Here is a 24,261-nt window from a genome sequence, read left to right as displayed (position 1 = left end):
GCCCGGGTGCCGCCAATGAGGTGCGACAAACATAGGCTGCGCGACAGGCTTGCAACCTCGGACCTGTGCTTCGCCACGGGGTCACCCGAGCCGCGATAGAATAGCAAAATCAGCTTCGCCGTTCCATCCCGATGACGGCGAACGATAGCGACGTGCTCGCTCCGTCAAGGCCAAGCCGCGTGCCGCGCGGTGGCCTGCCGGCCAGCCCTGACCTTGCTGCGCACGACGCTTTCTCGGCCGTCCGTCGGGACAGAACGCCAAAGAGTACACTTCCAGGACATCGGAGCAGAACCGCCCTTGTCAAATACATCCGTCAAATACTGGCTCCGGCGGATCCGGATCGGCTTCAGCGACCGCCGCGGACCTTGCTGTAGGTCTCATCCATATGCCACCTGCCGGTGACGGATCGCTTGCGCCGGTTGAACCGCTCCAGCAGTTGCGCCGAAAAGTGCACGACCCCAGCGATGCACGGTGGAATGATCGACGCTCAGGCCGCGTTCGGCTATCATCTCTTCCAGCTCGCGAAGGCTGAGATTGTAGGCAAGGTACCAGCGCATGCACAGTAGGATGACAGATTGATCGAAACGACGGCCTTTGAACAAGACGGGCTCCTCAGAAACTGCCGTCATGCCTGCATCAGCTTACCGAATAGTTTGCGACAGAACCGATCATCGCGCCCACCACTTGGAATTTCTCGCCGCGCGACGCGGCGGGCGTTCCGGGGCCGCTCGAAGCGGCGCTTGCCGGGCTCGATACCGGTGAACTGGGCGCGAAGTCCGCGGTGCTGCAGCATGTGATCCGCTCCTTCGATCCCTGTATGGACTGCACCGCGCGTTGAGATGCAGCTGGCGCCGCGCGGCGGCGGTAAGACAGTTTTCGGCGATGAAAGCCGACTTTCCGGCCCCCCTTTCGCCATGCCGACCCGCCCACTGAGCGGCCGTTTAAAAAATACGCCATACATTTCAAATGTATAGCAAGAAAATGGTCGAAATAATGTAAATTGGTCCGCTTCTTGCTGCAAGCATTTCTGACAGAGCCCGGCGTCCATCCGGGCGATGCGATGGGGGATGAAATTGCTGGAGGAGCAACATGGCAGCTGCCGAAACCTTATATGACGTCATTCGTCGCCAGGGGATCACCCGGCGCAGTTTCACCAAGTTCTGCAGCCTGACGGCCGCGAGCCTCGGTTTCGGCCCGGGTGCCGCGACAGCGATGGCTGAAGCACTCGAGACCAAGGAACGCGTTCCCGTCATCTGGATGCATGGGCTCGAATGCACCTGCTGTTCGGAGAGCTTCATCCGCTCGGCCCATCCGCTCGTCAAAGACGTCGTGCTGTCGATGATCTCGCTCGACTACGACGATACGATCATGGCGGCCGCTGGCCATCAAGCGGAGGCGATTCTCAAAGAGACGAAGGAGAAGTACAAGGGCAATTACATCCTCGCCGTCGAGGGCAATCCGCCGCTCAACGAGGACGGCATGTTCTGCATCGACGGCGGCAAACCCTTCGTCGAGAAGCTGAAGTGGATGGCCGAGGATGCCATGGCGATTATCGCCTGGGGCGCCTGCGCCTCTTGGGGCTGCGTCCAGGCGGCCAAGCCGAACCCGACCCAGGCGACACCGATCGACAAGGTCATCCTCGACAAGCCGATCATTAAGGTACCAGGCTGTCCCCCGATCGCGGAGGTGATGACCGGGGTCGTCACCTTCATCACGACCTTCGGCAAGCTGCCGGAACTCGACCGGCAGGGCCGGCCCAAGATGTTCTATTCGCAGCGCATCCACGACAAGTGCTACCGCCGACCGCATTTCGACGCCGGCCAGTTTGTCGAGGAGTGGGACGATGAGGGCGCACGCAAGGGCTCCTGTCTCTACAAGATGGGCTGCAAGGGCCCGACCACCTACAATGCCTGCTCTACCGTGCGCTGGAACGGTGGCGTTTCCTTCCCGATCCAGTCAGGCCACGGCTGCATCGGCTGCTCGGAAGACGGCTTCTGGGACAACGGCAGCTTCTATGACCGGCTGACGAACCTTCACCAGTTCGGCGTCGAGGCCAACGCCGACAAGGTCGGCATGACCGCCGCCGGCATCGTGGGTGGCGCAATCGCCGCCCATGCCGCGGTGACCGCCTTCAAGCGCGTGACCACCAAGCGCGAAAAGCCGACGCATCATAATCACTCTCGGGGAGGAACAGCATCGTGACAATTCAAACACCCAACGGCTTCACACTGGACAATTCGGGCAAGCGCATCGTCGTCGATCCCGTCACCCGCATCGAGGGACATATGCGGGTGGAGGTCAATGTCGACGAGAACAACATCATCCGGAATGCGGTCTCGACCGGCACCATGTGGCGCGGCATCGAAGTCATCCTAAAGAACCGCGACCCCCGCGACGCATGGGCCTTCACGGAGCGCATCTGCGGCGTCTGCACCGGCACGCATGCGCTGACCTCTGTACGCGCGGTCGAGAATGCGCTCGGCATCACCATCCCGGACAATGCCAATTCGATCCGCAACCTGATGCAGCTGGCGCTGCAGGTCCATGACCATGTCGTGCACTTCTACCATCTTCATGCGCTCGACTGGGTGGACGTGGTCTCTGCGATCTCGGCCGATCCGAAGGCGACCTCGGCGCTCGCGCAGTCCGTGTCCGACTGGCCGCTTTCCTCTCCAGGCTATTTCAAAGACATCCAGACCCGGCTCAAGAAATTCGTCGAGTCAGGCCAGCTCGGACCCTTCAAGAACGGCTATTGGGGCAATGCATCCTACAAGCTGCCGCCGGAGGCCAATCTCATGGCGGTGGCGCATTATCTGGAGGCGCTCGACTTCCAGAAGGAGATCGTCAAGGTTCACACGATCTTCGGCGGCAAGAACCCGCATCCAAACTGGCTGGTCGGCGGGGTACCCTGTCCGATCAATATCGACGGTACTGGTGCGGTCGGCGCGATCAACATGGAACGGCTTAACATGGTCACCTCGATCATCGACCAGATTATCGAGTTCAACGACAAGGTATACGTTCCCGACATCATGGCCATCGGCTCCTTCTACAAGGACTGGCTCTATGGAGGCGGTCTGTCGGGCAAGAACGTGCTAGCCTATGGCGACGTACCCGAGCACGTCAACGACTACTCCGAGGCAAGCCTGAAGCTGCCGCGCGGCGCGATCATCAATGGCAATCTCGCCGAAGTGCTGCCGGTCGACCATGAGGATCCCGAGCAGATCCAGGAATTCGTCACCCATTCCTGGTACAAATATCCCGACGAGACAAAGGGCCTGCATCCCTGGGACGGGGTTACCGAGCCACATTACGAACTCGGCCCCAACGCCAAGGGGACGAAGACCAATATCGAGCAACTCGACGAGGCCGCCAAATATTCCTGGATCAAGGCGCCGCGCTGGCGCGGCCATGCCATGGAGGTCGGGCCGCTCGCGCGCTGGGTCGTCGGCTACGCCCAGAACAAGGCGGAGTTCAAGGACCCGGTCGAAAAGGTGCTCAAGGATCTCGGCCTTCCGGTTTCAGCCCTCTTCTCGACACTCGGCCGCACGGCAGCCCGTGCGCTCGAATCGAGCTGGGCCGGCCACCAGATGCGCTATTTCCGGAACAAGCTGATCGCCAATATTAAGGCCGGCGACTTCTCTACGGCCCATGTCGACAAGTGGAAGCCGGAAACCTGGCCCAAGGAGGTCAAGGGCGTCGGCTTTACCGAGGCCCCGCGCGGCGCGCTCGCGCACTGGATCAAAATCAGGGACGGCAAGATCGACAACTACCAGTGCGTCGTGCCCACCACATGGAACGGCAGCCCCCGCGATCCGGCAGGAAATATTGGCGCCTTCGAGGCTTCGTTGATGGATACCCCGATGTCAGACCCCACCCAACCGCTCGAAATCCTCAGGACCATCCATTCCTTCGATCCGTGCCTAGCATGCTCGACGCATGTCATGAGCCCGGACGGTCAGGAAATGGCCAAGGTCCAGGTCCGGTGAGGAGGATAAGTCATGACTATCCATGAAACTCTCGCAGCCGCCGACGCCCACGGCGAAAAGGCCGTCGAGCGCCAGAGCATCTATGTTTACGAAGCCCCGGTGCGCATCTGGCACTGGGTCAACGCCGTCTCGATCCTGACGCTCGCGCTAACCGGCTATTTCATCGGCTCGCCGCTGCCTTCCGTGCCGGGCGAGGCCATCGCCAGTTTCCTGATGGGGTATATCCGCTTCATCCACTTCGCGGCGGGGCAGGTCCTTGCCGTGTTCCTTATCCTCAGGGTCTACTGGGCCTTTGTCGGCAATATCCATGCCCGTCAGATCTTCTATGTGCCCTTCTGGAGCGGCCGCTTCTGGAAGGAATGGCTGCATGAGGTGCGGTGGTACACGTTCTTGGCCCGGCAGCCGAAGTATGTCGGCCACAATCCTCTTTCTCAGTTCACCATGTTCCTGATGTTCACCCTGCCGCTCTTCTTCATGGTGATCACCGGCTTTGCGCTCTATAGCGAGGGTGCCGGCCGCGACAGCTGGGAATATGCGCTCTTCGGCTGGGTGTTCTCGATCTGGCCCAACAGCCAGGACATCCACACATTCCACCATCTCGGCATGTGGGTAATCCTCGTCTTCGTCATGGCTCACATTTATGTGGCGATCCGCGAGGACATTATGAGCCGCCAGAGCATCATCTCGTCGATGATTTCCGGCGAACGGCTCTTCAAGGACAGGGAGGACTAGATGGTCGCCCCAAATCCCTTGGCCTCTTCGCCTTCCCTGCGAATTCTCGTGCTTGGCATAGGCAATATCCTCTGGGCCGATGAAGGCTTCGGCGTGCGCGCCGTGGAAACCTTCCACAAGGCGTATCGGGTGCCTGACAACGTCACCATCCTCGATGGCGGCTCGCAGGGGCTCTATCTCGTGCAGTTCGTCAATGAACACGATCGTTTGATCGTGTTCGACGCCATCGACTACGGCCTCGAGCCGGGCACGATGAAGATCGTGGAAGACGACGAGGTGCCGAAATTTACTGGCGCCAAGAAGATGAGCCTGCATCAGACCGGCTTCCAGGAGGTGCTGAGCGCCGCTGATCTCATGGGGCACTATCCCGATCGGCTGGTTCTCATCGGGTGCCAGCCGCTGGATCTCGAGGACTGGGGCGGCCCGCTGACGGCGCCGGTCAAGGCAGTCATACCGCGCGCAATCGAAACGGCAGTAGGAATACTGCGGGACTGGGGCGTCGCCGTCACTGCGCGACCGGAAGGAGCAGCGGTTACGCCGCTACTTGAAAACGACATCGATTTCGAACGTTACGAGCGCCGAGCCGAATCGGCCGCATTGCGCTATTGAGGAGGATATCATGAATTTCCGTAGGTTTGCGGCGACGCTCGTCGCGATGGCGCTACCGGGCATCGCCCACGCGCATGTCGGCCCTCACACCGATGGCGAGCTTGCCGGCTTCAGCCATCCGTTCAGCGGTCTCGATCATATCCTGGCGATGGTCGCGGTCGGCTTCTGGGCCTTGACGCTGGGCTGTAAAGCCCGATGGATCGTTCCCTTGGCCTTCGTGACGGTCATGGCGGTGGGGGGCGCCCTGGGCATTTACGGCCTCGCTTTTCCAATGGTGGAAACCGGGATCGCGCTGACCGTCGCGCTGCTCGGTCTGCTGGTTGCTTTCGAAGTGAAGGTTTCAACGTCGGTCGCGGCGACGGTGGTTGGAACATGCGCGCTCTTCCATGGCCACGCCCATGGCACCGACCTTACGGCGATGGCGCATGCGGGCGGCTATGTGGCGGGCTTCATGGTTGCCACGGTCATCCTGCATCTCACCGGTTTCGGGCTGGCCTTGTTGAGGTTCGGCAACGCCCAGCGAGTTGCCGCGCGGACCGCCGGCGTGGCCATTGCCCTTGCCGGTGCAGTCCTGCTGGCCGGCTGAACTTCTCCCAGGGCTGAGGCCGGTCGGGAGTCGTGTGGGCACCCTGCGCACCGCGGCTCCCGATTTCATAAGATCTGGACGACGGAGGAGGAGCATCATGTGCATCGGCATTCCCATGCGGGCCGTCGCCGGCAATGAGTTCGTCGTGCACTGCGAGCGACATGGCCGGATATCCTCGATCTCCCTCATGCTGGTCGGCCCACAACCGCCGGGAACCTACCTACTCACCCATCTCGGCTCCGCCATCCGGGTGCTGGACGCCGACGAGGCCCGCGCCATCGACAACGCACTCGCGGGTCTTGCTGAAGCTGTCGAGGGGAGGGCTTTCGACGCCCTCTTTGCCGATCTCACCTCGCGCGAGCCGGAACTGCCGCCGCATCTGCGTAGCGAGTGAAAAGAAAATTTCCAAAGTGGAAGGACTTTCCATCTAGATGGCCGCGATACTTTGTGAAGGCGGAAATTTGTCTTCCCGATCAACGAGTCTGGCACGCCGCTTGCTTATCATTTCCTTGGAATGTTTTGCATCGTGATTTGTGGAGGAGACTATGCCATCTGTCCTGGTCCGCGCCCTGAGCGAGCGGGCGCGCCTGCCCCTCATCGACGAGACGAATATCGATGCCTTCCTCGCTCCGGCGGCGGGCGAACCCGACAATGCCGCGCTGTTCTTCACCGGCGATCCGTCGCAGCGGCCGGAAGCCGATGACGTCGCCGTCGTCCTCCCGCATATCCTCCAGGCCTTCCAAGGCCGCTTGCGCGGCGCCGTGGTCCTCCGCACGGCCGAAGACAAGCTAAAGGCCCGCTTTAACGTCGTTGTGATGCCGAGCCTCGCCGTGACTCGTCGAGACCAACCGGTCGGCGTGCTGGGCAAGATCCGCGACTGGTCCGAATATGTCGAGAAGATCAGCGCCTGGCTCGCGCCCGACGCGCCGGTCATGGTGCCCTCGGGCGGACCGAAGGTCGAGATCACCCATGCCGGCAAGGAGATCGTGCGATGAAGGCCGGATTCTGGGTCGCCCCCGAGGGCGAGGATGCGGCGATGACGATGCCGATCGGCGCCGAGCCGCCGCTGCGTGCCCGCAAGCTCAATTTCCTCGCCACCAGCAGCGCCGAGGAAATGATCCGCCGATGTCGGCGGACGGCGATGCTCCTGCCGGAACTCGCTGACGCGCTCGCCGTTCAGAAGGCCGACCGGCCGGGCCGGCTATTCGACATCACCGATTTCCCCGACGACGACAAGGAACTGATCGCCCAGACTCTCGGCGAGGGCGAGGTCGCCGGCGTCGCGGCATTGGCGAACGGCATCACGGCCCAGATGCAGGAGGCGGTGATGGCTGGCGTCTGGCGCGTCCGTTTCACCGACGGTGAGGGCCGGCTCATTGCCGACTATGTCGAGGTCGCGAGCATTCCCGCCGCTGTCAAACAGGCGTGCTCGGCGCTGCCGGAGTCGATCAGCCACGGGCCGGCGCCGACCGGCGCCATGAACGTCATACCCGTGCTGACCGAGATCGGTGATCGCATCGCCCGTTACAGCGACGGTGATCCGGGCCATATCATCACATTCTCGCTCTTCCCGATGAGCCCGGAAGACATGGCCTTCCTGCAGGAAACGCTGGGTGCCGGACCGGTGCAGCTCACCTCGCGCGGCTATCGCACCTGCCGCATCGTGGTGACCGGCGCGCGCAATGTCTGGTCGGTTCAGTTCTACAACGCCATGGACACGATCATCCTCGATACGTTGGAGATCTGCGACATTCCCTCGGTCGCGATCGCCGCCGAGGATGATTTCCGCGACTCCGAGGCGAGGCTGCGTGAGATCGAGGAGGCCTATTTCAAATGAGCGCCTTCGAGAATTTCGGCAAGCGCGAGACCGTGTCGGACGACGACCAGATGGAATGCGGTATCTGCTGGCATGTCTATGATCCCTCTCAGGGTGACCCGGTCTGGCAGATTGCTCCGGGGACGTCGTTTGCAGACCTGCCGGAAGACTGGCGCTGCCCGAATTGCGATGCGCTGCAATCGAAGTTCATGAGGCTGGGTGATGGACGCTGACGTCGCAGAGAGGGCCGAGATCGATCCCGCGCAGGCGCTCGGCCGGCGGCTCGAGGCCTGCTACCGGCACATTTACGCGACCGCCATGGCCGATGTGCCGATCTGCAATCCCGCGCTTGGCATTGCCTCGACCGGTTTTCGGACTTACGGCGGTCGTGCGTTCGGCATCGTGACTACACCATGGTTCATGAATCTCGTGGCAGCGGATCTGCCGCAGGGCCCTTCCTCCGCCCCAGCTGCCACCGGTACGACCCTCCGTGTCGGCCTGCCGGCGGGTGAGGTCGGGTTCATTGCCGGTGAACTCGATGCGATTGACCGTGTCGATTCCTGCTCGCTGTTTTCGCCGGTCTTCGAGTTCGCGACGATGGAGGCTGCCCTCGAAACAGCGGACCAAGCGGCCCGGGCCTTCTTTGATCCTGCCACGCTCGAACCGCCGCCCGCCCCGCCCGCGGCGGTCAACCGGCGTGACCTGTTGCGCGGGCATTTCCGCAGGCGCGAGGAGGCGTCGGAATGACATTCCTTCTCGGGGCAGGCACGATAAGGATCGACGTAACCGTGTCGCGCGCGCTTGCCTGTTCCGTCGCGGTGAAGGCGAACCGCCCGCAGGGGCTGACCCGCATGTTCGTCGGCCGCAGGCCCGAAGAGGCGCCCCCTCTTGCCGGTCAAGTCTTTTCGCTCTGCGGTTTTGCGCAATCCGTAGCGGCGCGGCTCGCCGTCCTGAATGCAGCGGATATGGCGATGAAGGTGGACGAACGGATCGGCTCCGGTGCCGGATTGCTCGCCGAGCGGATTTTCGAAACCTTGCGGGCGCTCATCCTCCATTGGCCATGCCCCCTGCCGGCATCGCTCGGCGCAACCGCCGGTAGACATCTCCGCGAAGCGCTGGCCGCTTCGCAAGAGATCATCGCCGCGGCCAAGGCCGGGCAAATCGACAGGGCGCATTTGGCGGCCGCCGCTGCGCGGCTGTCTGCGGCGGCCAGCGCGCTCGGCATCCCGAGCCAGGGCGACACACCTTTGCCGGAATCAGCCTGCGCCGCGATGTTGCAGGATATAGGCGACGATCGGGTCTTCAATGGCCGGCGGCCCGATCCACTGACCATCAATGACGATCCGGAAGTCATCGCCCGGCTTTGCGATGAGCCCGGCTATGCAAGCCTGCCGCATCTCCAAGGCCGCGTCGCGGAGACGGGCGCGTATGCCCGGCTCGCCGCCGATGACGTGGAGGCTTCCCATCTGGTCCAACGACTGCTAGCCCGCATCAACGACGCGCGCCTCTGCCTCAAACACCTGACGGCTCTCGCAGCAACCGGCAAGTACGACGGAGCATCACTCGCCTGCGGCGGGGCCACGCCGGGCGCCGGTGGCTACGGTGCTGTGGAATGCGCGCGTGGCCGGCTCTATCATCAGGCCGAGATCGGCGGCGACGGCAGGCTTTCGTCCTATCGCATCCTCGCCCCGACCGAATGGAATTTTCATCCCGCCGGCCCCTTCGTCGAGACACTGCTGTCGTCACCTGTCGGGACCGATGAGGCCGCCGTGAGATCGGTGTCGCGGCTCGCGGTCCTGTTCGATCCCTGCGTGGCCTTTGAGGTTAATGTTCGCGAGGCCGCACATGCATGAAATGTCGCTGATGGAGAGTGTGATCGAGATCGTCTGCGACACGGCGTGGCAGAATGGCGCGACACGCGTCAAGTCGGTCCGGCTCGATGTCGGCGTGCTGAGCCACGTCGAGCCGGACGCGCTGATGTTCTGCTATGAGGCCGTGCGACACGGCACGATTGCGGAAGAGGCGACGCTCGAGATCAACCGCATTGCCGGCGAGGGCTGGTGTCTCGACTGCGGCAAGACGGTCGCCTTGGAGGAGCGGTTCGGCGCCTGCCCGGACTGCGGACGGCATCGGGTCCAGATGACGGCAGGCGACGAATTGAAGATCAGGGATATGGAGGTGATCTGATGTGCAGGGTATGCGGTTGCGGGACTTCTTCCATCGAGGGTCACAAGGGCGGGCACCGTCACAGCCATGACCATCATCACGACCATGACCACCACCACCATGGCGATGGCGGGCATGATCATCACCATGCCGCGGACTGCAGCGTCCATTATGGCAAGGGGATCGCCGGCGTCAATGTGCCAGGCATGAGCCAGGAGCGGATCATCCAGGTGGAGAGAGACATCCTCTCCAAGAACGACGCCTATGCGGAAGAGAACCGGCGATATTTTGAGCGCCAGGGCATCTTTGCGCTCAACTTCGTCTCCAGCCCCGGCTCGGGCAAGACCAGCCTGCTGGTCCGCACGATCAATGACCTAAAGGACCGCCTCACGATCTCGGTTATCGAAGGTGACCAGCAGACCTCGAACGACGCGGCCCGGATCCGCGAGACCGGCGCCCGTGCCATCCAGATCAACACCGGCAAGGGCTGCCACCTCGACGCCCACATGGTGGGCCACGCGGCTGAGGATCTCGCGCTCGAACCAGGCTCTGCGCTCTTCATCGAGAATGTCGGCAACCTCGTCTGTCCCGCCGCCTTCGATCTTGGCGAGGCCCACAAGGTTGTGGTGCTGTCAGTCACCGAAGGCGAGGACAAGCCGCTCAAATACCCCAACATGTTCGCCGCCGCCGACCTGATGATCCTCAACAAGGCCGACCTGCTGCCGCATCTCGATTTCAATGTCGGCCTCTGCATCGCCAACGCCCTGCGCGTCAATCCGCGCCTCCAGACGCTGACGGTCTCCGCCCTCACGGGAGAGGGCATGGAAGCCTTCTATGCCTGGCTCGAGGCATCCGCCGCCCACCGGGCCGCGTGACCGAAGGTGGCATGAACCATGGCGAGGGCACTCGGACGACCGATCGAAAACCCGATCCGGCGGCTCAGGCTCCGGGTGCGCGGCGCCGTGCAGGGCGTCGGGTTCCGGCCCTTCGCCTACAGGCTCGCGCGGACTATGCGGCTTTCTGGCTTCGTGCTGAACGACAGTGCCGGCGTGCTGATAGAGATCGAGGGTCCGGATGCGGGCCGCTTTCCCGACGCGATCCGGACCCAGGCGCCGCCGCTCGCCCGCATCGACTCGATCCACGTGCTCGAACTCTCGCCAGCCGGTGGCGAGCGGTTCGAGATCCTCGAGAGCCTTGGCGGCAAGAGCGCGACCCGGATCGGCGCGGATGCCGCGACCTGCGCCGAATGCCGGTGTGAGCTGACCGATCCCGCGAGCCGCTTCTTCGGTTATCCCTTCGTCAACTGCACCCATTGCGGCCCGCGCTTCACCATCACTCGCGCGCTGCCCTATGACCGGACGCAGACCTCGATGGCATCGTTTCCGATGTGCCGGGCCTGTGCCTCGGACTATATCGATCCGGAGAACCGGCGCTTCCATGCCGAGCCGGTCGCCTGCCCCGCTTGCGGCCCGAGTCTCAGCCATTCGATCGCGGAGATTGCGGCGCGGCTCGAAGGCGGCGCCATCGTCGCGCTCAAGGGCATCGGCGGTTTCCACCTGCTCTGCGACGCCCGCAACGATGCAGCGATCGACGTCCTCCGGCTGCGCAAGGCTCGTGACCAGAAGCCGTTTGCCGTCATGGTCGCCGGCATCGAGGCGGCGCGGCAGTTCGCACGACTGAGCGAAGCCGAAGAAGCCTTGCTGGCCTCGCCCGCGAGCCCGATCGTGTTGGTCGAGGCACGTGCCGGTGCGCTCTCCAACCTCATCGCGCCCGGCCTCGCGCGGATTGGGCTGATGCTCGCCTATGCTCCACTGCATCATGTGCTGCTCGACGAACTCGCCTGCCATTCGCCGCACCGACCTGCAGCGCTGGTCGCGACCAGCGCCAATCCCGGTGGTGAGCCCCTTGTGGCCGACAACGCCGACGCCGAGCGCCGCCTTGCCGCGATTGCGGATCTGATCGTCACCCATGATCGCGACATCACCGTCCGCGCCGACGACTCCGTCATGCAGGTCATCGATGGCGCCCCCGCGTTCATCCGTCGCGCCCGCGGCTTCGTGCCCGAGCCCGTCGATCTCGGCGAGGATGGACCTGCGGTGATCGCCACCGGCGCCGACCTCAAGAACACTATCTGCGTCACCCGTGGGCGCGAAGCCTTTCTCTCGCAGCATATAGGCGGCCTCAACAATGCCGAGGCGATCCGTTTCCAGCGCGAGGCGATCACCCATCTCTGTTCGATCCTGGACGTGAAGCCGGAATTCGCGGCCTCGGACCTGCATCCGGATTTCCGTTCGGTGCGGATGGCAGAGAGCCTGGGCCTGCCGGTCGTGGCAGTCCAGCATCATGTCGCCCATGTCGCGGCCGTGGTGGCGGAGCATCGGCTTTCCGGCCCGGTTCTCGGGCTTGCGCTCGATGGCCACGGTTTCGGCGCCGATGGCACGAGTTGGGGGGGCGAAATGCTCATCGCCGATGGGGGTCATTGGCGCCGAGCGGGATCGCTTACATCGCTGCCGCTGCCCGGTGGCGACCGCGCGGCGCGTGAGCCTTGGCGCATGGGGGTGGCAGCCCTGCAGGAGTCCGGATGCATTGATTTCGCGTCGCAGCTCTGGCCAGGTCATCCGGGTGTTGCGCAGCTCACGGCGATGTTCGAACGCGGTATGCAGCCGTCCCGGACAACCAGCCTCGGCAGGCTCTTCGATGCCGCCGCGGCGATAGCAGCCATTCGTCTCGTCCAGAGCTACGAAGGGCAGGCGGCGATGGAGCTCGAGGCCCTGGTCCGGGCGCCGCGCTGTCTCTCCGACGGCTATGCAATCCGGGACGGGGTGCTCGATTTCCGGCGGCTCATCCTGCATCTTGCGCGGGAAGGACTGAGCGGCGCTGACGCGGCCGATCTCTTTCACGGTACGCTGATCGCGGGACTTGCGGAATGGGCCGCGAGGGAAGCGGCACCCCTTGGCATCCCGGAGGTCGCGCTCGGCGGCGGATGCTTGATGAATCGGGTCCTTGCGGCCGGACTTGCGCAAGCGCTTCGGGACCGCGGTCTCAAGCCCTATTTGCCACGTCTCGCGCCGGCCAATGACGGCGGCATCGCGCTCGGCCAGGCCGCCCATGCGCGGCAGGTCATCATGAACGAGAATGCATCAGCGGAGGAGAGCCGGACATGTGCCTAGCGATACCGGTCCAGGTCAAGGAAGTACTGCCCGACAACATGGCGAAGGTCACGCTCGACGGCGTATCGAAGATCGTTTCGACCGCGCTGATCGACGATGTCCGGCCGGGCGACTATCTCGTCCTTCATGTCGGCTATGCGCTCGCGAAGATCGATCCGGAGGAGGCGGAAAGGACGCTCGCCCTCATCCGCGAAGCTGCTGCCATGGGAGATGCGGCATGAAATATATCGACGAATATCGCGACGGCAGGCTCGCCAAGGATATCGCCCGGCAGATCGCCGCTCTCGCCGATCCGGCGCGTTCCTATCACTTCATGGAGTTCTGCGGCGGCCATACGCATGCTATTTCCCGCTATGGTCTCGAGGACCTGCTGCCGGCCAATGTGCGGATGATCCACGGACCGGGCTGTCCCGTCTGCGTGCTGCCGATCGGCCGTATCGATGCGGCGATCGCGCTCGCCATGCGGCCGGAGATCACGCTCTGCACCTATGGCGACCTGATGCGCGTGCCGGGCTCGAACGGATCGAGCCTCTTGAAGGCCAAGGCGGCCGGCGCCGATATCCGCATGGTCTATTCGACGCTCGATGCGCTCAGGATCGCCGAGGCCGAGCTCGAACGCGAAGTGGTGTTCTTTGCCATCGGCTTCGAGACCACGACGCCACCGACCGCGCTCGCGCTCAAGGCGGCGATCGCCAAGGGGCTCGGCAATTTCTCGATCTTCTGCAATCACGTGCTGACGCCGGCGGCGATCCAGAACATCCTGGAAAGCCCTGACGTTCGCAAGCTCGGCACGATCAAGATCGACGGTTTCGTCGGCCCTGCCCATGTCTCGACCGTCATCGGCACCGAACCTTACGAATTCTTCGCCGGGGAATTCCAGAAGCCGGTGGTGGTGGCGGGCTTCGAGCCGCTCGACGTCATCCAGGCGATCCTGATGCTGGTGCGCCAGGTCAATGACGGCAGGCACGAGGTCGAGAACCAGTATATCCGCGCGGTGACCGCGCTCGGCAACGAAAAGGCCCAGGCCGAGGTGGCGAATTTCTTCGAGCTGCGCGAGAGCTTCGAATGGCGCGGTCTCGGCGAAGTGCCCTATGGCGCGCTGCGGCTCCGGCCGCAATATGTGGCGTACGACGCCGAGAAGCGCTTTTCGATGGTGACGCCCACCGCGAAGGACAACCCGGCCTGCGAATGCGGCGCGATCCTGCGCGGCGTCAAGAAGCCGGCCGACTGCAAGCTGTTCGGCACCGTCTGCACGCCCGATACACCGATGGGCTCCTGCATGGTGTCGTCGGAGGGCGCCTGCGCCGCGCACTGGACCTATGGCCGCTTCCGCGAGAAGGCGCGGCAGGTGGATGTGGGGAGGGCGGTCGCATGAACATGATGATCAAGGCCTACAGGCGCAAGCTCGATGTTGCGAACGGCCGTGTCGACCTCTCGCACGGGGCCGGCGGGCGCGCCATGGGCCAGTTGATCGAGGGCATTTTCCACAAGGCTTTCGACAATGACTGGCTGAGGGCCGGCAACGACCAGTCGGCCTTTTCGGTGCCTGGCGGGCGGATGGTGATGACCACGGACGGCTACGTCGTTTCGCCGCTTTTCTTCCCCGGCGGCAATATCGGCACCCTCGCCGTGCACGGCACGATCAACGACATCGCCATGGCGGGCGCGGTACCGCTCTATCTGTCGGCGAGCTTCATCATCGAGGAAGGTTTTCCGTTCGCCGATCTCGAGCGCATCGCCCAGAGCATGGGCGCCGCCTCGCGCGAGGCCGGCGTGCCGATCATCACCGGCGACACCAAGGTCGTCGAGCGCGGCAAGGCCGACGGCGTCTTCATCTCGACCGCCGGCGTCGGCATGGTTCCGGACGGGCTCGGTCTCCGGTCGGACGCCGCCCGGCCCGGCGATGCGGTGATCATTTCCGGCTCGATCGGAGACCATGGCGTCGCCGTGATGTCGAGACACGAGAACCTGGAATTCGACACCGACATCGTCTCCGACAGCGCGGCCCTGCACGGGCTGGTAGCAGACATGGTCGCGGCTGGCGGGGCGCATATCCGGCTAATGCGCGATCCGACGCGCGGCGGCATCGCCGCGACGCTGAACGAGATCGCCAGCCAGTCGCGGGTCGGCTTCCGCATCGACGAAGACAAGATCCCGCTCAAACCGGAAGTGGCTGCAGCCTGCGAGTTCCTCGGCCTCGATCCGCTCAATGTCGCCAACGAAGGGAAACTGGTAGCAGTCGTGGCGCCGGAGGGCGCTGACGCCGTGCTCGCGGCGATGCGCGCCCATCCGCTTGGCAGTGAGGCGGCGCTGGTCGGCCACGTCGTGGCCGACAACAACTGCTTTGTCCAGATGACGACCTCGTTTGGCGGCGGCCGGATTGTCGACTGGCTGTCGGGCGAACAACTGCCCCGGATCTGCTAAGAGAGGGCGATGCGCATCCTGCTTCTCTGCCACAATTTCAACTCGCTCTCCCAGCGCCTGCATGTCGACCTGAGACGGGCTGGTCACGAAGTGACGGTCGAGCTCGACATCCATGACGACCTCACTCGCGAGGCGGTCGCTCTCTTTTCGCCGGACCTCGTGATCGCGCCCTTCCTCAAGCGGCCGATCCCGGCCGATGTCTGGCGCGGAACGCTCTGCCTGATCGTCCATCCGGGCATCCGTGGTGATCGCGGCCCGAGCGCCCTCGACTGGGCGATCCTCGACGGCGAAGCGACCTGGGGCGTCACACTGATCGAGGCTCGGGAGGAGATGGATGCGGGGCCCGTCTGGGCTTGGGCGGAATTTCCGATGCGCCCCGCCCGGAAGTCGAGCCTCTACCGACATGAAGTGACCCAGGCTGCCGTAGCCTGCGTCTTCGAAGCGATCGGCCGCATCGAGCGCAGGGAAGGGGCGGCGCTGCCGGCGAACTGGGGCAGGGGGTGCGAGCGACCCGCCTGCCGGAGGTCCGACCGTATCCTCGACCCGACCCGACACTCGGCCGAGGAAGCGCTACGCATCATCCGGGCGTCGGACGGAGATCCCGGCGCTACGATGACGATCGCCGGACAGACTTTCCTGGTGTTTGACGCCGAGCGTGCGGAAGGAGTTCCGGGGCCTGCCGGCGCGCTCATCGGCCGTTCGCGACACGCTCTCGCCATGGCCTTCCGTGAGGGGGCGCTGTGGATCGGCCATCTCCGGCGACCGGATTCCCGCTCGCTGAAACTGCCGGCGCTCCGGCTGCTCGGTGCCGAAGCAAGCGATCTGCCCATCATCGAAGGACCCGAACCCTGCCGTTACCGGGAGGAGAACGGCGTCGGACTTCTCGAATTCCGCTTCCACAACGGCGCGATGTCGTCGGAAGATTGCGATACCTTGCGCAAGGCGATCACGAGAGCCAAGGCACGCTCGCTTCCGGTTCTTGTGCTGCGGGGCGACGCGGATCGCTGGTCGAACGGCATCCATCTCGGCATCATCGAGGGCGCCGACAGCGCCGCCGACGAATCCTGGCGCAATATAAACGCGATGAACGACTTGGTGCGCGAGATCATCGAGACCGATGACCGACTGGTTATTGCCGCGGTGCTCGGCAATGCCGGGGCTGGCGGCGTCTTCCTGTTGCTTGCCGCCGACGAAGTCTGGATGCGCGAGGGTGTCATCCTCAATCCGCACTACAAGGACATGGGCAATCTCTACGGCTCGGAATACTGGACCTATCTGCTGCCGGCTCGGGTCGGCGAGGACCGAGCCGGCCGCGTGACCCAGGCAAGGCTGCCGATGGGGTCGACGAGGCGCTTGAACTGGGGCTCGCCACCCGGCGCTTGCCGGGAAATGTAGAATCCGCCGATTGGGAACTGCTCCGCACTGCCGCCGAGCTCGCGGCCTCTCCCGATCTCGCCCGGCGGATTGCTGCCAACGGGCGCGCCGCGCTGGCGACCAGGCCGAGAAACCGCTTGCCGTCTATCGGGAAGAGGAACTGCGGCGGATGCGGCGCAATTTCTACGGCTTCGACCCGAGCTATCACGTGGCGCGCTACAATTTTATCCGCAAGACGCCCAAGTCCCGTACGCCCGTCACGCTCGCTGTCCACCGCGCGAACGCCGACCATTCGGACCGTAGGAGCACCACGCGATGACGAACCCGCTCGCAACCGTTCTCGTGGTCGGCGACGAGGTGCGCTCAATCGAGGCTATCCAGCGGGTTCTATCCGATGAAATCGAGGTCATCGGCGCGCGCAACGCCAAGGAAGCCGAGGAAGTGCTGGAAGGCGAGATGGTGCAGGTGATCCTGTGCGACCAGCGCATGCCCGGCGAATCCGGCGTCGAGTTCCTGAAGCGCGTGCGCGAACTCTGGCCGGACACAATCCGCATTGTCATCTCGGGCTATACCGATTCCAGCGACATTATCGAGGGCGTCAACAATGCCGGCATCTACCAGTATATCACCAAGCCCTGGAGTCCTGACAAGCTGATCGACTGCGAGCGCGAGAGCGCCAATCTCTCGCCGAGGTCGCCGCATCAAGCAGGGCGAGCGCATCTTTGCCGATGAGACCACCTTGCCAACGCTGGCGCTGGGATCGGGCAAGGCCTGTCGATCCGCATGCCTGGCTCACCCAAACCCTCGAACGCGTCGCCAACGGCTGGCCAAACAGTGATATCGACGGCCTCATGCCCTGGCACTACCAGCGCTGAACGGCCTCAGCTACCCGCTTACCGTCGATGCCACACGATATCCAGTAATAAATATGGTCCGGGCCTTGCCGAAATGTTCCTGCAAGAACGGCAATGACTGCGCCGCAGATCGGCGCCGGTACCCAATGGAGCGTTCTACGTCGCAATCGGGCGAGAACCGGCAGTTCCCACGCGTCGCCCGGTAAAGCGGCAGCGAATGCCCCGCAAGAGCTAGCAGATATGATAGTATTTTCTTTAGCCGAGGTCGGAGGCTGATGGTTAAGTTGAATAGCGCCGAGGAGAGTGGCAATGAAGGATCAAGTGGATAACGTGGTGCCAGCGCACCTCCGGGAACTAATTGAGCCAACGCCCACGTTGCGACTAGTAGAGCGATCTGCGATTCCGGTGTCAGTCCATCCGAGGCAGCGATCAATTTCCCCTTCCCGCTGCGCCGGTTGACATCCAGAAGCGGTGGACAACTGGTCAGCCTCAGTTGGTCCTGAGATGACCGTGTCAACGTGATAGCGGGGTCAGGCAAGGCTGAATACGCCCGAAAATACCGGGAGCTTATGACGCTCGATCAGCACGTTGAAACGAGCATGAGCGTCAAGCAGTTCGTCTAGATCGAGACAGAAGGGGATAGCCAATTGCTTTGTCACGAACGGAGTGAGCACAGTTGGCGCGGGTGCGACCGAAAGCTCAGCAAGAGCTTTCAGACCTTCGATCGTATTATCGGATGGCTCAATTCCGGTCAGGAGGCAACTGCCGGCATGAAAAGGCCCGAAAACGTCGACCGCATCAGCGAAAATAGGGAGATAGTCACCGAAGATATAGGTGCCTTTAAAGCCGCGGATGTATTTTCGTCGCAAATCGGCGTCAACAATCTCGACGCCGGTATTAAACCGCGTGACGCCTGCCTCCCGAAGTTGAATAAGATATTCTATCCGTCGCACTCGGTCGTTCCTGATACTCGGAGGAACCACCTGCGATAAATAAATGTCGTGTGCGTAGCCTGCTTCACGCAGCCGTCGTGCGATTGCCGCGTGCCGTTCAAGCTCTGTCACGTCGTCCTTGATGCTCCCCGTGCAGAGCCAGACAATGTCGTACAGAGTGTTGAAGTTATGGCCATTACGTTCAATATAGGAAAGGCACTCTTGGAAGTTGGATCGGTAATCAGTGGATCCCCCGCCTTGGATGGCCATTACCTCCCATTCGTTCTCCTTAAAGCAGAAATCACAGGAATAGCAACAATAAGTATGATAATCGAAGACGAAGCTGCGAGCGCCATTTTTGCGAGTTATGCCGAAATTGTACATACCGGCCGGCGCTCTGTCTGGGTCAATAACTTGGCGGCAGGGTATTTGCTCGGTTACACCATTGATTGTCGCGATCAGGGCCTCGCCGTCGAACATGAAGGGCGATTCGGAGTTCATTCTCGCGGTGATTTTCTTTCGGAATACTTCCCCGAATAATTCAATCTCGATGCGGGGGATCACCTGCCCCAAGATAGGGAACCGGATTTCTGTCGTGAGAAGCTGGACGCCGTCGCGAAGTGCGCCTAGGCGGAAAACCTCCTCGATGCGAAGATTATGCCTGTTTTCCAGGGCGATGCCAAATCGGGTCAATCGCTTGCTTTGAACACTCATTGTCCTCTCCCAATCTATCTGATCGACAAAAGATGCAGCGGCACTGCCCTCGCCTGAAACTGGATCGGTAGATGCCTTAAGGTCGATGATGAACAAGGACAAAACGCTTGCTTTGCGCAGCTTTTTCCGGGCTCGCTTGCATTTTGACCGGCGTTTCGGCCGATCGGCTAAATGTCTCCCGTTCGCAGGACCAGCTTTTTCTGTCCTGCGGTCTTGAGCCATTCTCCAATCGTGGCCTGATGCCGGTGGGCTTTTCGACTTCGGTCATACAGTGGCGTTCGGCTCCCGGCGTCCCATTCCCCTTCAAGAGCGCAGCCCAGTCCTGCCGGGCCAGCTAAAGACACATCGGGACAGCCGGGGTATCGCGGACGATGATCTTTCCTCGTGCTCCCGCTGCGCCGCTCGTAAGCGCGCGGAATCAGGAAGGCGATCGTCAACAGTTTGCGCGCGATCGCGACACGCGCCCTGTTCGTTCTTCGGAACTTCAGGTGCTCATATTGGGCTCGATGCTGCGGGGCAGTAACGATGCCCGGAGCGACAGCCTCGACGAAGGCCCAGCGCCGGCACTTGTTGCCGTGCTTGATGATCCGGCCATGATAGGTCTTGCCGCCGCTCGAATAAGTCGACGGAACCACACCGGCGTAGACGGCCAACTTGTTCGGCGAATGGAAGCGGCCGATGTCATCCATCTCGGCGTCGATCAGCTGGTCAAAGAATTCACCAACGCCAGGGATTGTCTTCAACAGCTTCACATTGCCATTGGTCTTGGTCACCGCCCGGCTGGCTGCTTCCGACTGCTTGATCCTTCTGTCGATGTCGCTGATGAACTCCAGCCCCCGGTCGATCTGGACGCGGTCGATCTCCGAGACGCGGAGCGCGGTGAGCTGTTGGCGTCCGGCCTTGTTGAACAGGTCACCCAGCGTTTTCAACTGCACCGTCTGCTCCCGATAACGGTCGAACACCGCCACGATCCAGTTCTTCACCATCGTGCTTAGCCGGACGTAGAACATCCGCTCGCGCAGCGCCACCCGCAGTTCCCGCGCCCGCTCGCTGGGAGCCCAAGCTTCCGGAACCAGGTCGGCCCGCAGCAGATGCGCCAGTACCGTCGCGTCGATCTTGTCGGTCTTAATCTTGGCGTCGGCGATAGCCTTGACCTTCAAGGGGTGGGCAAGCACCACATCATCACAGATGTCGTCGAGCCAGTCGTAGATGACCATCCAGTTGCGCGTGGCTTCCGCGACCGCATGCCTGTTCTCCCGATACCGTTCGAGAAGCAAGCCAAGCGCACGGCTATCGTTTCTTATCCGCCCGGAGCGCAACGTCTTGCCCGTCGAATCCTGAACCACCAAATGACTATAGGCGGCTTTGTGGTAATCCACCCCGATGTGACAATCATAAGATACTGTCACGTTTTGTCTTCCTTCATTGAGTTCTTCCAAACCAAAAAGGTAAGCGAAACGACGCAAGGCGTGTTCTGTGAGCATCAGCATCTCAGCAATCCGTCCTTTCAATGGTGGGCGCGGCCTCTCCCATGCCACCTTCTTTCGCTTCATCGAGCAATATCAACCTCGGCACGATTGTCGACCGCAGCTTCCTCGCGGCCTTGCGACGAGAGAGCTCGCAAGAACCGTGCCAGCGCAGGAGGCGCCGCCGGCTCGCAATACGAGCTGGAATGCGAGTGCAGGAAGCTGGGACGAAGGCAACTGTGTCGCAGAGCCAACAAACCTGACACAGCCGTCCCTTGTCGCGGCCTATTCCAGAGTCTTGGTACGATTCCGTCTGGCGCGTTTCCAGTCGCGGGCAGGCCGAGATCATCGGTCACCGGTGGTGAGCGGCGGCTCAATCCCGTACAGACGCTGAAACTTGCCTAGGTTTCAAGCCAACCGTCCTGGTGTCCGAGTATAACCTCAGCCGCTGAACAGCTATGCAGCTACCTCGCTTCTGGACATCCGCCGTTTACGCCGAAGGGGCGGCCCGCCATCCCATGACGAACGACGAGACCAGCCAACATTTCGTGGCGATCGACCAGTGGACTTCAACCCGCCGTTGCCTGTCGTGTTGGTTGACCTAGATCAAGGCTATCTCCTCATCGGCGTGGTTTCGTCGACCAGCCCTTCAGCGGAGAACGCATGTGCTGGCAGACAGCTTGATCGTCACCATCATTGTCTTGAAGATCCAGACCCTTGCCTCGTGCCCCATTGCACTCCCCCCAGCCTTGAAATGACATCGGCCAACTGGAATGACCGCCCTCGGCACGTTTGATTCAGATCAAATGTTACCGATCCCTTCGCCGGATGGCGGATCCTCTTCTCACTCAAGAGTGCCGACAAGATGCAGTCCACGGAAGTCTCGGATAGTATTTTCATTCGTCTCGGGGTTGGTCCAGCAATCCGTGTCGTGGTTGACGAGTTCCACGACGTGATTGAAACCGGCCTTGCATACAGCGGGGTAAAGGCGCTTCACCGGTCAGGAAGCGCCGACCTGAGAATCTCGCTTGCCGGCTGGCTATCCCGGCTGGGCGGATCCAAAGGCTGGTTCGATCAGCCGCGTCCGTGTTCGGCAAAGCTGCATCCTTCGTTGCCGGTTTATGCGCACTTTCCTGCGCAGCGGCTTCAGGCGATGCGGTGCGCACTGAAAGGCAGCGCAATCGATCCACGCCTGGCGGCTCACCTCCAGCAGCATCTCACGAAGATGGCCGACGCGATGGCGGCACGCTGATGGTTGGCTCCGACGAGAGGTTTGACATCGTTGTCATCGGAGCCGGGCCGGTCGGGCTTTCCTTCGCCGCATCGCTTGCCCAGAGCGAACTCAAGGTGGCAGTTGTTGAACAGCAGCCCCTGGAACGGTTGGCGGATCCGGCTTTTGACGGTCGCGAGATCGCGCTGACCCACGCATCGATCAGAATCCTTCGCGAGCTCGGCGCCTGGGATGCCATCCCCGCTTCGGACAAATCACCACTTCAAGGCGCGCGCGTGCTCAACGGATCGAGCCCATTCGCCCTGTGCTTCGATTCTCCCAGCGGATCTCGCGAGCCACTCGGAGTTCTGGTCCCAAATTGTCGGATCCGCGATGCCCTGTTCAAGATCGTCCGCTTGCAGGATCATGCCCAGTTGCTGTGCGGTCACTCCGTCGTCAATGCAACAAACAGCCACAAAGGAGCAGTCATAACGCTCTCTGATGGCAGGCGGTTGACCGCTCGGCTTCTCGTTGCAGCGGATTCGCGTTTGTCCGCCACACGCGACCGGCTCGGCATCGGCGCCGCTATCAATCGGCTCGGCAACTCGATGCTGATTTGCCGGGTGAGGCACGAGCGCGCCCACCACCAGATCGCAGTCGAATGGTTCGATCACCATCAGACGATAGCGATGTTGCCGCTCATGGAAGGCGTGTCGTCGCTGCTTCTCACTTTGCGCTCAAACGAGGCCGACAGACTGCTTTCTTCCGACGACGACTTGTTCCAAATGGAATTGACGAACCGGTGTCGAGGGCGCCTCGGAGAAATGACGTTGGCAAGCAACCGCCATACCTATCCGTTGGTCACGACGTGGGCGCACAAGTTCTGGGCACCGAGCGCCGCACTCGTCGGCGACGCTGCTGTTGGCATGCACCCGGTGACCGCGCATGGCTTCAACATCGGTCTTAGCGGCCAAAAGCAACTCGCGCATAAAATCCTGATAGCATGTCGCGACCGTCGCGACATTGCCGATCCCGACATGCTTCAGAGATACGAAAGCTGGCTTCGCCTGTCGGCGGCACCGCTCTATTATGCTACGAATTTGCTCGTCGGACTCTACTCAGGCGAGCACCCGGCGACACGGCTTGCAAGGCATGTGGGGCTTCGCTTTGCCCAATATCTTCCCTTTGTCCGCCATGGCATTTCGGCCATGCTAAGGGCTCGGCGCGGAACAAACGCTTCATGTGATGACCGGTAAGCGGGAGGAATTTGGATCGACGCGCCGCGATTGATGGCGTCAGAAGCCGCGGCCGCGCTGCCGCTTGAGTTTTTTGATGCGCCGGCGTTGGTAGGTATCGATGTCGCGGAACAGCGGAAAGCGGCGATCGAAGAGGAGGTGGGTGATGGAGACGATATGGACAGCCGCCGCGTCGTCACCGCCGATGTCGAGGCAACAGGCAACGCCGCCCTCGTCGCCGAGATTCAGCACGTCGACCACCTGACACCTTGCGGGAATTGGGATCTCGGGCGATTTTGCTGCGAGGCTACGCTGAAGATCTTTGGTGATGGCTGCGTCGATCGGTAACAAATCCTTCAGCTTGGAGATGAGGAGATCGGTTTTCTCAGGATCATCGATCATCTTGTGCTCTTGATTGTAAGATGGGCGGTTGCTGTCTTTGAGGTCCATGGGCTGAGGAGAACCCTAGATCGCGCGGTTTGCGCTGGGAGCCGAAGATCCATGGTCAATCGATGTGCATGGCAGTGGTGAGATCGTATAGTTCCACTCGCCGTGAAAGTCGTCGCGGGCAAGGTTGATGGCGGCCATTTCGGCGTCGGAGACCTTGATCGCTTTGGGATACGCGTTTTCGTCGAGGCAGCATTGCACATCGAGGCCTTTGTCCGTCGTCGTCGCTCCGATCAGTTGGACGATGACCTCGTGGCTGATCAGCGGCTTGCCGCGCCAGTTCTGCGTGATGAAGGCAAAGAGGCGATGCTCGATACGGTTCCACTTGCTCGTACCGGGTGGGTGGTGGGCGACAGTAATGGCCAATCCGGTTTCGTTGGCGAAGGTCTGAAGTTCGCGCTTCCACAAGCGCACGCGCGCGCCATTGCTGCCACCGCAATCGGCGGTGATGAGGAGGCTGGTCGCGCTGAGATAGCGGGTCTTCCCCAAGGCATGCCACCAGCGCCGGATGCTCTCGACGGCGAAGGCTCCGGTGTC

At 62.2% G+C, this 24,261-nt stretch carries 23 protein-coding genes and 5 pseudogenes; 23 read left to right on the top strand and 5 right to left on the bottom strand.

The features are described from left to right. Nucleotides 1-355: 355 nt before the first annotated feature. Nucleotides 356-602, bottom strand: a pseudogene (locus F3H98_RS28835) (IS6 family transposase); the annotation flags it as partial. A gap of 65 nt (nucleotides 603-667) precedes the next feature. Here F3H98_RS28835 and F3H98_RS28830 point away from each other — a divergent pair. The 21 genes and pseudogenes from F3H98_RS28830 to F3H98_RS28730 form a co-directional block, all read left to right on the top strand. Next, a pseudogene (locus F3H98_RS28830) lies at nucleotides 668-838 on the top strand (nickel-dependent hydrogenase large subunit); the annotation flags it as partial. Between the two features lie 251 nt (nucleotides 839-1,089). Continuing rightward, entirely contained in the window at nucleotides 1,090-2,202 is a 1,113-nt protein-coding gene (locus tag F3H98_RS28825; RefSeq protein WP_149764218.1) for a hydrogenase small subunit, read from the top strand. Next, nucleotides 2,199-3,989: a nickel-dependent hydrogenase large subunit gene (locus F3H98_RS28820; RefSeq protein ID WP_149764216.1), complete on the top strand. Its 1,791-nt coding sequence runs from the start codon at nucleotides 2,199-2,201 to the stop codon at nucleotides 3,987-3,989. Before F3H98_RS28825 ends, F3H98_RS28820 begins: the two co-directional genes overlap by 4 nt. A gap of 12 nt (nucleotides 3,990-4,001) precedes the next feature. Beyond that, nucleotides 4,002-4,721 (top strand): Ni/Fe-hydrogenase, b-type cytochrome subunit, encoded by a 720-nt coding sequence (gene cybH, locus F3H98_RS28815; protein WP_149764214.1) that lies wholly within the window; start codon nucleotides 4,002-4,004, stop codon nucleotides 4,719-4,721. Then, nucleotides 4,722-5,330: a HyaD/HybD family hydrogenase maturation endopeptidase gene (locus tag F3H98_RS28810; RefSeq protein WP_149764212.1), complete on the top strand. Its 609-nt coding sequence runs from the start codon at nucleotides 4,722-4,724 to the stop codon at nucleotides 5,328-5,330. A 10-nt stretch (nucleotides 5,331-5,340) separates the two neighbouring features. Next, a complete protein-coding gene (hupE, locus tag F3H98_RS28805) occupies nucleotides 5,341-5,916 on the top strand; it encodes a nickel permease HupE (protein WP_149764210.1) in 576 nt (191 codons plus the stop codon). A 97-nt stretch (nucleotides 5,917-6,013) separates the two neighbouring features. Further along, nucleotides 6,014-6,310, top strand: coding sequence for a HypC/HybG/HupF family hydrogenase formation chaperone (locus F3H98_RS28800; protein ID WP_149764208.1), 297 nt, complete (start codon nucleotides 6,014-6,016; stop codon nucleotides 6,308-6,310). A 151-nt stretch (nucleotides 6,311-6,461) separates the two neighbouring features. Next, complete coding sequence (locus F3H98_RS28795; RefSeq protein WP_149764206.1) at nucleotides 6,462-6,911, top strand: thioredoxin domain-containing protein; 450 nt, start codon at nucleotides 6,462-6,464, stop codon at nucleotides 6,909-6,911. Next, nucleotides 6,908-7,753 carry a hydrogenase expression/formation protein gene (locus F3H98_RS28790; RefSeq protein ID WP_149764204.1) on the top strand — a complete coding sequence of 282 codons (846 nt, stop codon included), beginning with the start codon at nucleotides 6,908-6,910 and terminating at the stop codon, nucleotides 7,751-7,753. The genes F3H98_RS28795 and F3H98_RS28790 overlap by 4 nt, the downstream gene beginning before the upstream one ends. Further along, nucleotides 7,750-7,965 carry a rubredoxin gene (locus F3H98_RS28785; RefSeq protein WP_149764201.1) on the top strand — a complete coding sequence of 72 codons (216 nt, stop codon included), beginning with the start codon at nucleotides 7,750-7,752 and terminating at the stop codon, nucleotides 7,963-7,965. Before F3H98_RS28790 ends, F3H98_RS28785 begins: the two co-directional genes overlap by 4 nt. Then, complete coding sequence (gene hybE / locus F3H98_RS28780) at nucleotides 7,955-8,479, top strand: [NiFe]-hydrogenase assembly chaperone HybE (protein WP_149764200.1); 525 nt, start codon at nucleotides 7,955-7,957, stop codon at nucleotides 8,477-8,479. Before F3H98_RS28785 ends, hybE begins: the two co-directional genes overlap by 11 nt. Then, nucleotides 8,476-9,585, top strand: a complete 1,110-nt coding sequence (locus tag F3H98_RS28775) for a nickel-dependent hydrogenase large subunit (protein WP_149764198.1) — start codon at nucleotides 8,476-8,478, stop codon at nucleotides 9,583-9,585. The genes hybE and F3H98_RS28775 overlap by 4 nt, the downstream gene beginning before the upstream one ends. After that, nucleotides 9,578-9,919, top strand: a complete 342-nt coding sequence (gene hypA, locus F3H98_RS28770) for a hydrogenase maturation nickel metallochaperone HypA (RefSeq protein ID WP_149764196.1) — start codon at nucleotides 9,578-9,580, stop codon at nucleotides 9,917-9,919. Before F3H98_RS28775 ends, hypA begins: the two co-directional genes overlap by 8 nt. Next, a complete protein-coding gene (gene hypB, locus F3H98_RS28765; protein ID WP_149764194.1) occupies nucleotides 9,919-10,773 on the top strand; it encodes a hydrogenase nickel incorporation protein HypB in 855 nt (284 codons plus the stop codon). Before hypA ends, hypB begins: the two co-directional genes overlap by 1 nt. Before the next feature lie 18 nt (nucleotides 10,774-10,791). Continuing rightward, complete coding sequence (gene hypF / locus F3H98_RS28760) at nucleotides 10,792-13,068, top strand: carbamoyltransferase HypF (RefSeq protein WP_149764192.1); 2,277 nt, start codon at nucleotides 10,792-10,794, stop codon at nucleotides 13,066-13,068. Beyond that, nucleotides 13,059-13,289, top strand: a complete 231-nt coding sequence (locus F3H98_RS28755) for a HypC/HybG/HupF family hydrogenase formation chaperone (RefSeq protein WP_022718985.1) — start codon at nucleotides 13,059-13,061, stop codon at nucleotides 13,287-13,289. The genes hypF and F3H98_RS28755 overlap by 10 nt, the downstream gene beginning before the upstream one ends. Continuing rightward, nucleotides 13,286-14,443, top strand: coding sequence for a hydrogenase formation protein HypD (hypD, locus tag F3H98_RS28750; protein WP_149764190.1), 1,158 nt, complete (start codon nucleotides 13,286-13,288; stop codon nucleotides 14,441-14,443). Before F3H98_RS28755 ends, hypD begins: the two co-directional genes overlap by 4 nt. Then, the gene (hypE, locus tag F3H98_RS28745; RefSeq protein WP_188130623.1) at nucleotides 14,440-15,492 is read left to right on the top strand and encodes a hydrogenase expression/formation protein HypE; all 1,053 of its coding nucleotides are present in this window, start codon (nucleotides 14,440-14,442) and stop codon (nucleotides 15,490-15,492) included. The genes hypD and hypE overlap by 4 nt, the downstream gene beginning before the upstream one ends. Nucleotides 15,493-15,501: 9 nt before the next feature. Further along, nucleotides 15,502-16,887 (top strand): formyltransferase family protein, encoded by a 1,386-nt coding sequence (locus F3H98_RS28740; protein WP_244621975.1) that lies wholly within the window; start codon nucleotides 15,502-15,504, stop codon nucleotides 16,885-16,887. 294 nt (nucleotides 16,888-17,181) lie between these two features. Continuing rightward, a pseudogene (locus tag F3H98_RS28735) lies at nucleotides 17,182-17,550 on the top strand (response regulator); the annotation flags it as partial. An 89-nt stretch (nucleotides 17,551-17,639) separates the two neighbouring features. Further along, a pseudogene (locus F3H98_RS28730) lies at nucleotides 17,640-17,741 on the top strand (transposase domain-containing protein); the annotation flags it as partial. Nucleotides 17,742-18,250: 509 nt separating this feature from the next. On the opposite strand, the gene F3H98_RS28725 reads toward F3H98_RS28730, so the two are convergent. Then, the gene (locus F3H98_RS28725) at nucleotides 18,251-19,588 is read right to left on the bottom strand and encodes a hypothetical protein (protein ID WP_210249727.1); all 1,338 of its coding nucleotides are present in this window, start codon (nucleotides 19,586-19,588) and stop codon (nucleotides 18,251-18,253) included. Between the two features lie 81 nt (nucleotides 19,589-19,669). Further along, nucleotides 19,670-20,775, bottom strand: a pseudogene (locus tag F3H98_RS28720) (IS110 family RNA-guided transposase). A gap of 922 nt (nucleotides 20,776-21,697) precedes the next feature. Between F3H98_RS28720 and F3H98_RS28715 the strand changes: the two are divergent. After that, on the top strand, nucleotides 21,698-22,084 hold the full coding sequence (locus F3H98_RS28715; protein WP_149764184.1) for a globin domain-containing protein: 387 nt from the start codon (nucleotides 21,698-21,700) through the stop codon (nucleotides 22,082-22,084). Further along, on the top strand, nucleotides 22,084-23,298 hold the full coding sequence (ubiM, locus tag F3H98_RS28710) for a 5-demethoxyubiquinol-8 5-hydroxylase UbiM (RefSeq protein ID WP_149764182.1): 1,215 nt from the start codon (nucleotides 22,084-22,086) through the stop codon (nucleotides 23,296-23,298). The genes F3H98_RS28715 and ubiM overlap by 1 nt, the downstream gene beginning before the upstream one ends. A gap of 39 nt (nucleotides 23,299-23,337) precedes the next feature. On the opposite strand, the gene F3H98_RS28705 is transcribed toward ubiM, so the two are convergent. Together F3H98_RS28705 and F3H98_RS28700 are read right to left on the bottom strand one after the other, a co-directional pair. Beyond that, nucleotides 23,338-23,727 carry a hypothetical protein gene (locus F3H98_RS28705; protein ID WP_149764180.1) on the bottom strand — a complete coding sequence of 130 codons (390 nt, stop codon included), beginning with the start codon at nucleotides 23,725-23,727 and terminating at the stop codon, nucleotides 23,338-23,340. A 15-nt stretch (nucleotides 23,728-23,742) separates the two neighbouring features. Then, nucleotides 23,743-24,261: ISAzo13 family transposase (locus F3H98_RS28700; protein ID WP_149764178.1), on the bottom strand; the 519-nt coding region annotated here is incomplete at its 5' end.

Source organism: Neomesorhizobium albiziae, assembly GCF_900114255.1.
In the GTDB taxonomy this organism is placed as follows: domain Bacteria; phylum Pseudomonadota; class Alphaproteobacteria; order Rhizobiales; family Rhizobiaceae; genus Neomesorhizobium; species Neomesorhizobium albiziae.
The sequence above is the reverse complement of the archived record's forward strand: the minus strand, read 5'-3'. Positions and strand labels throughout refer to the sequence as shown.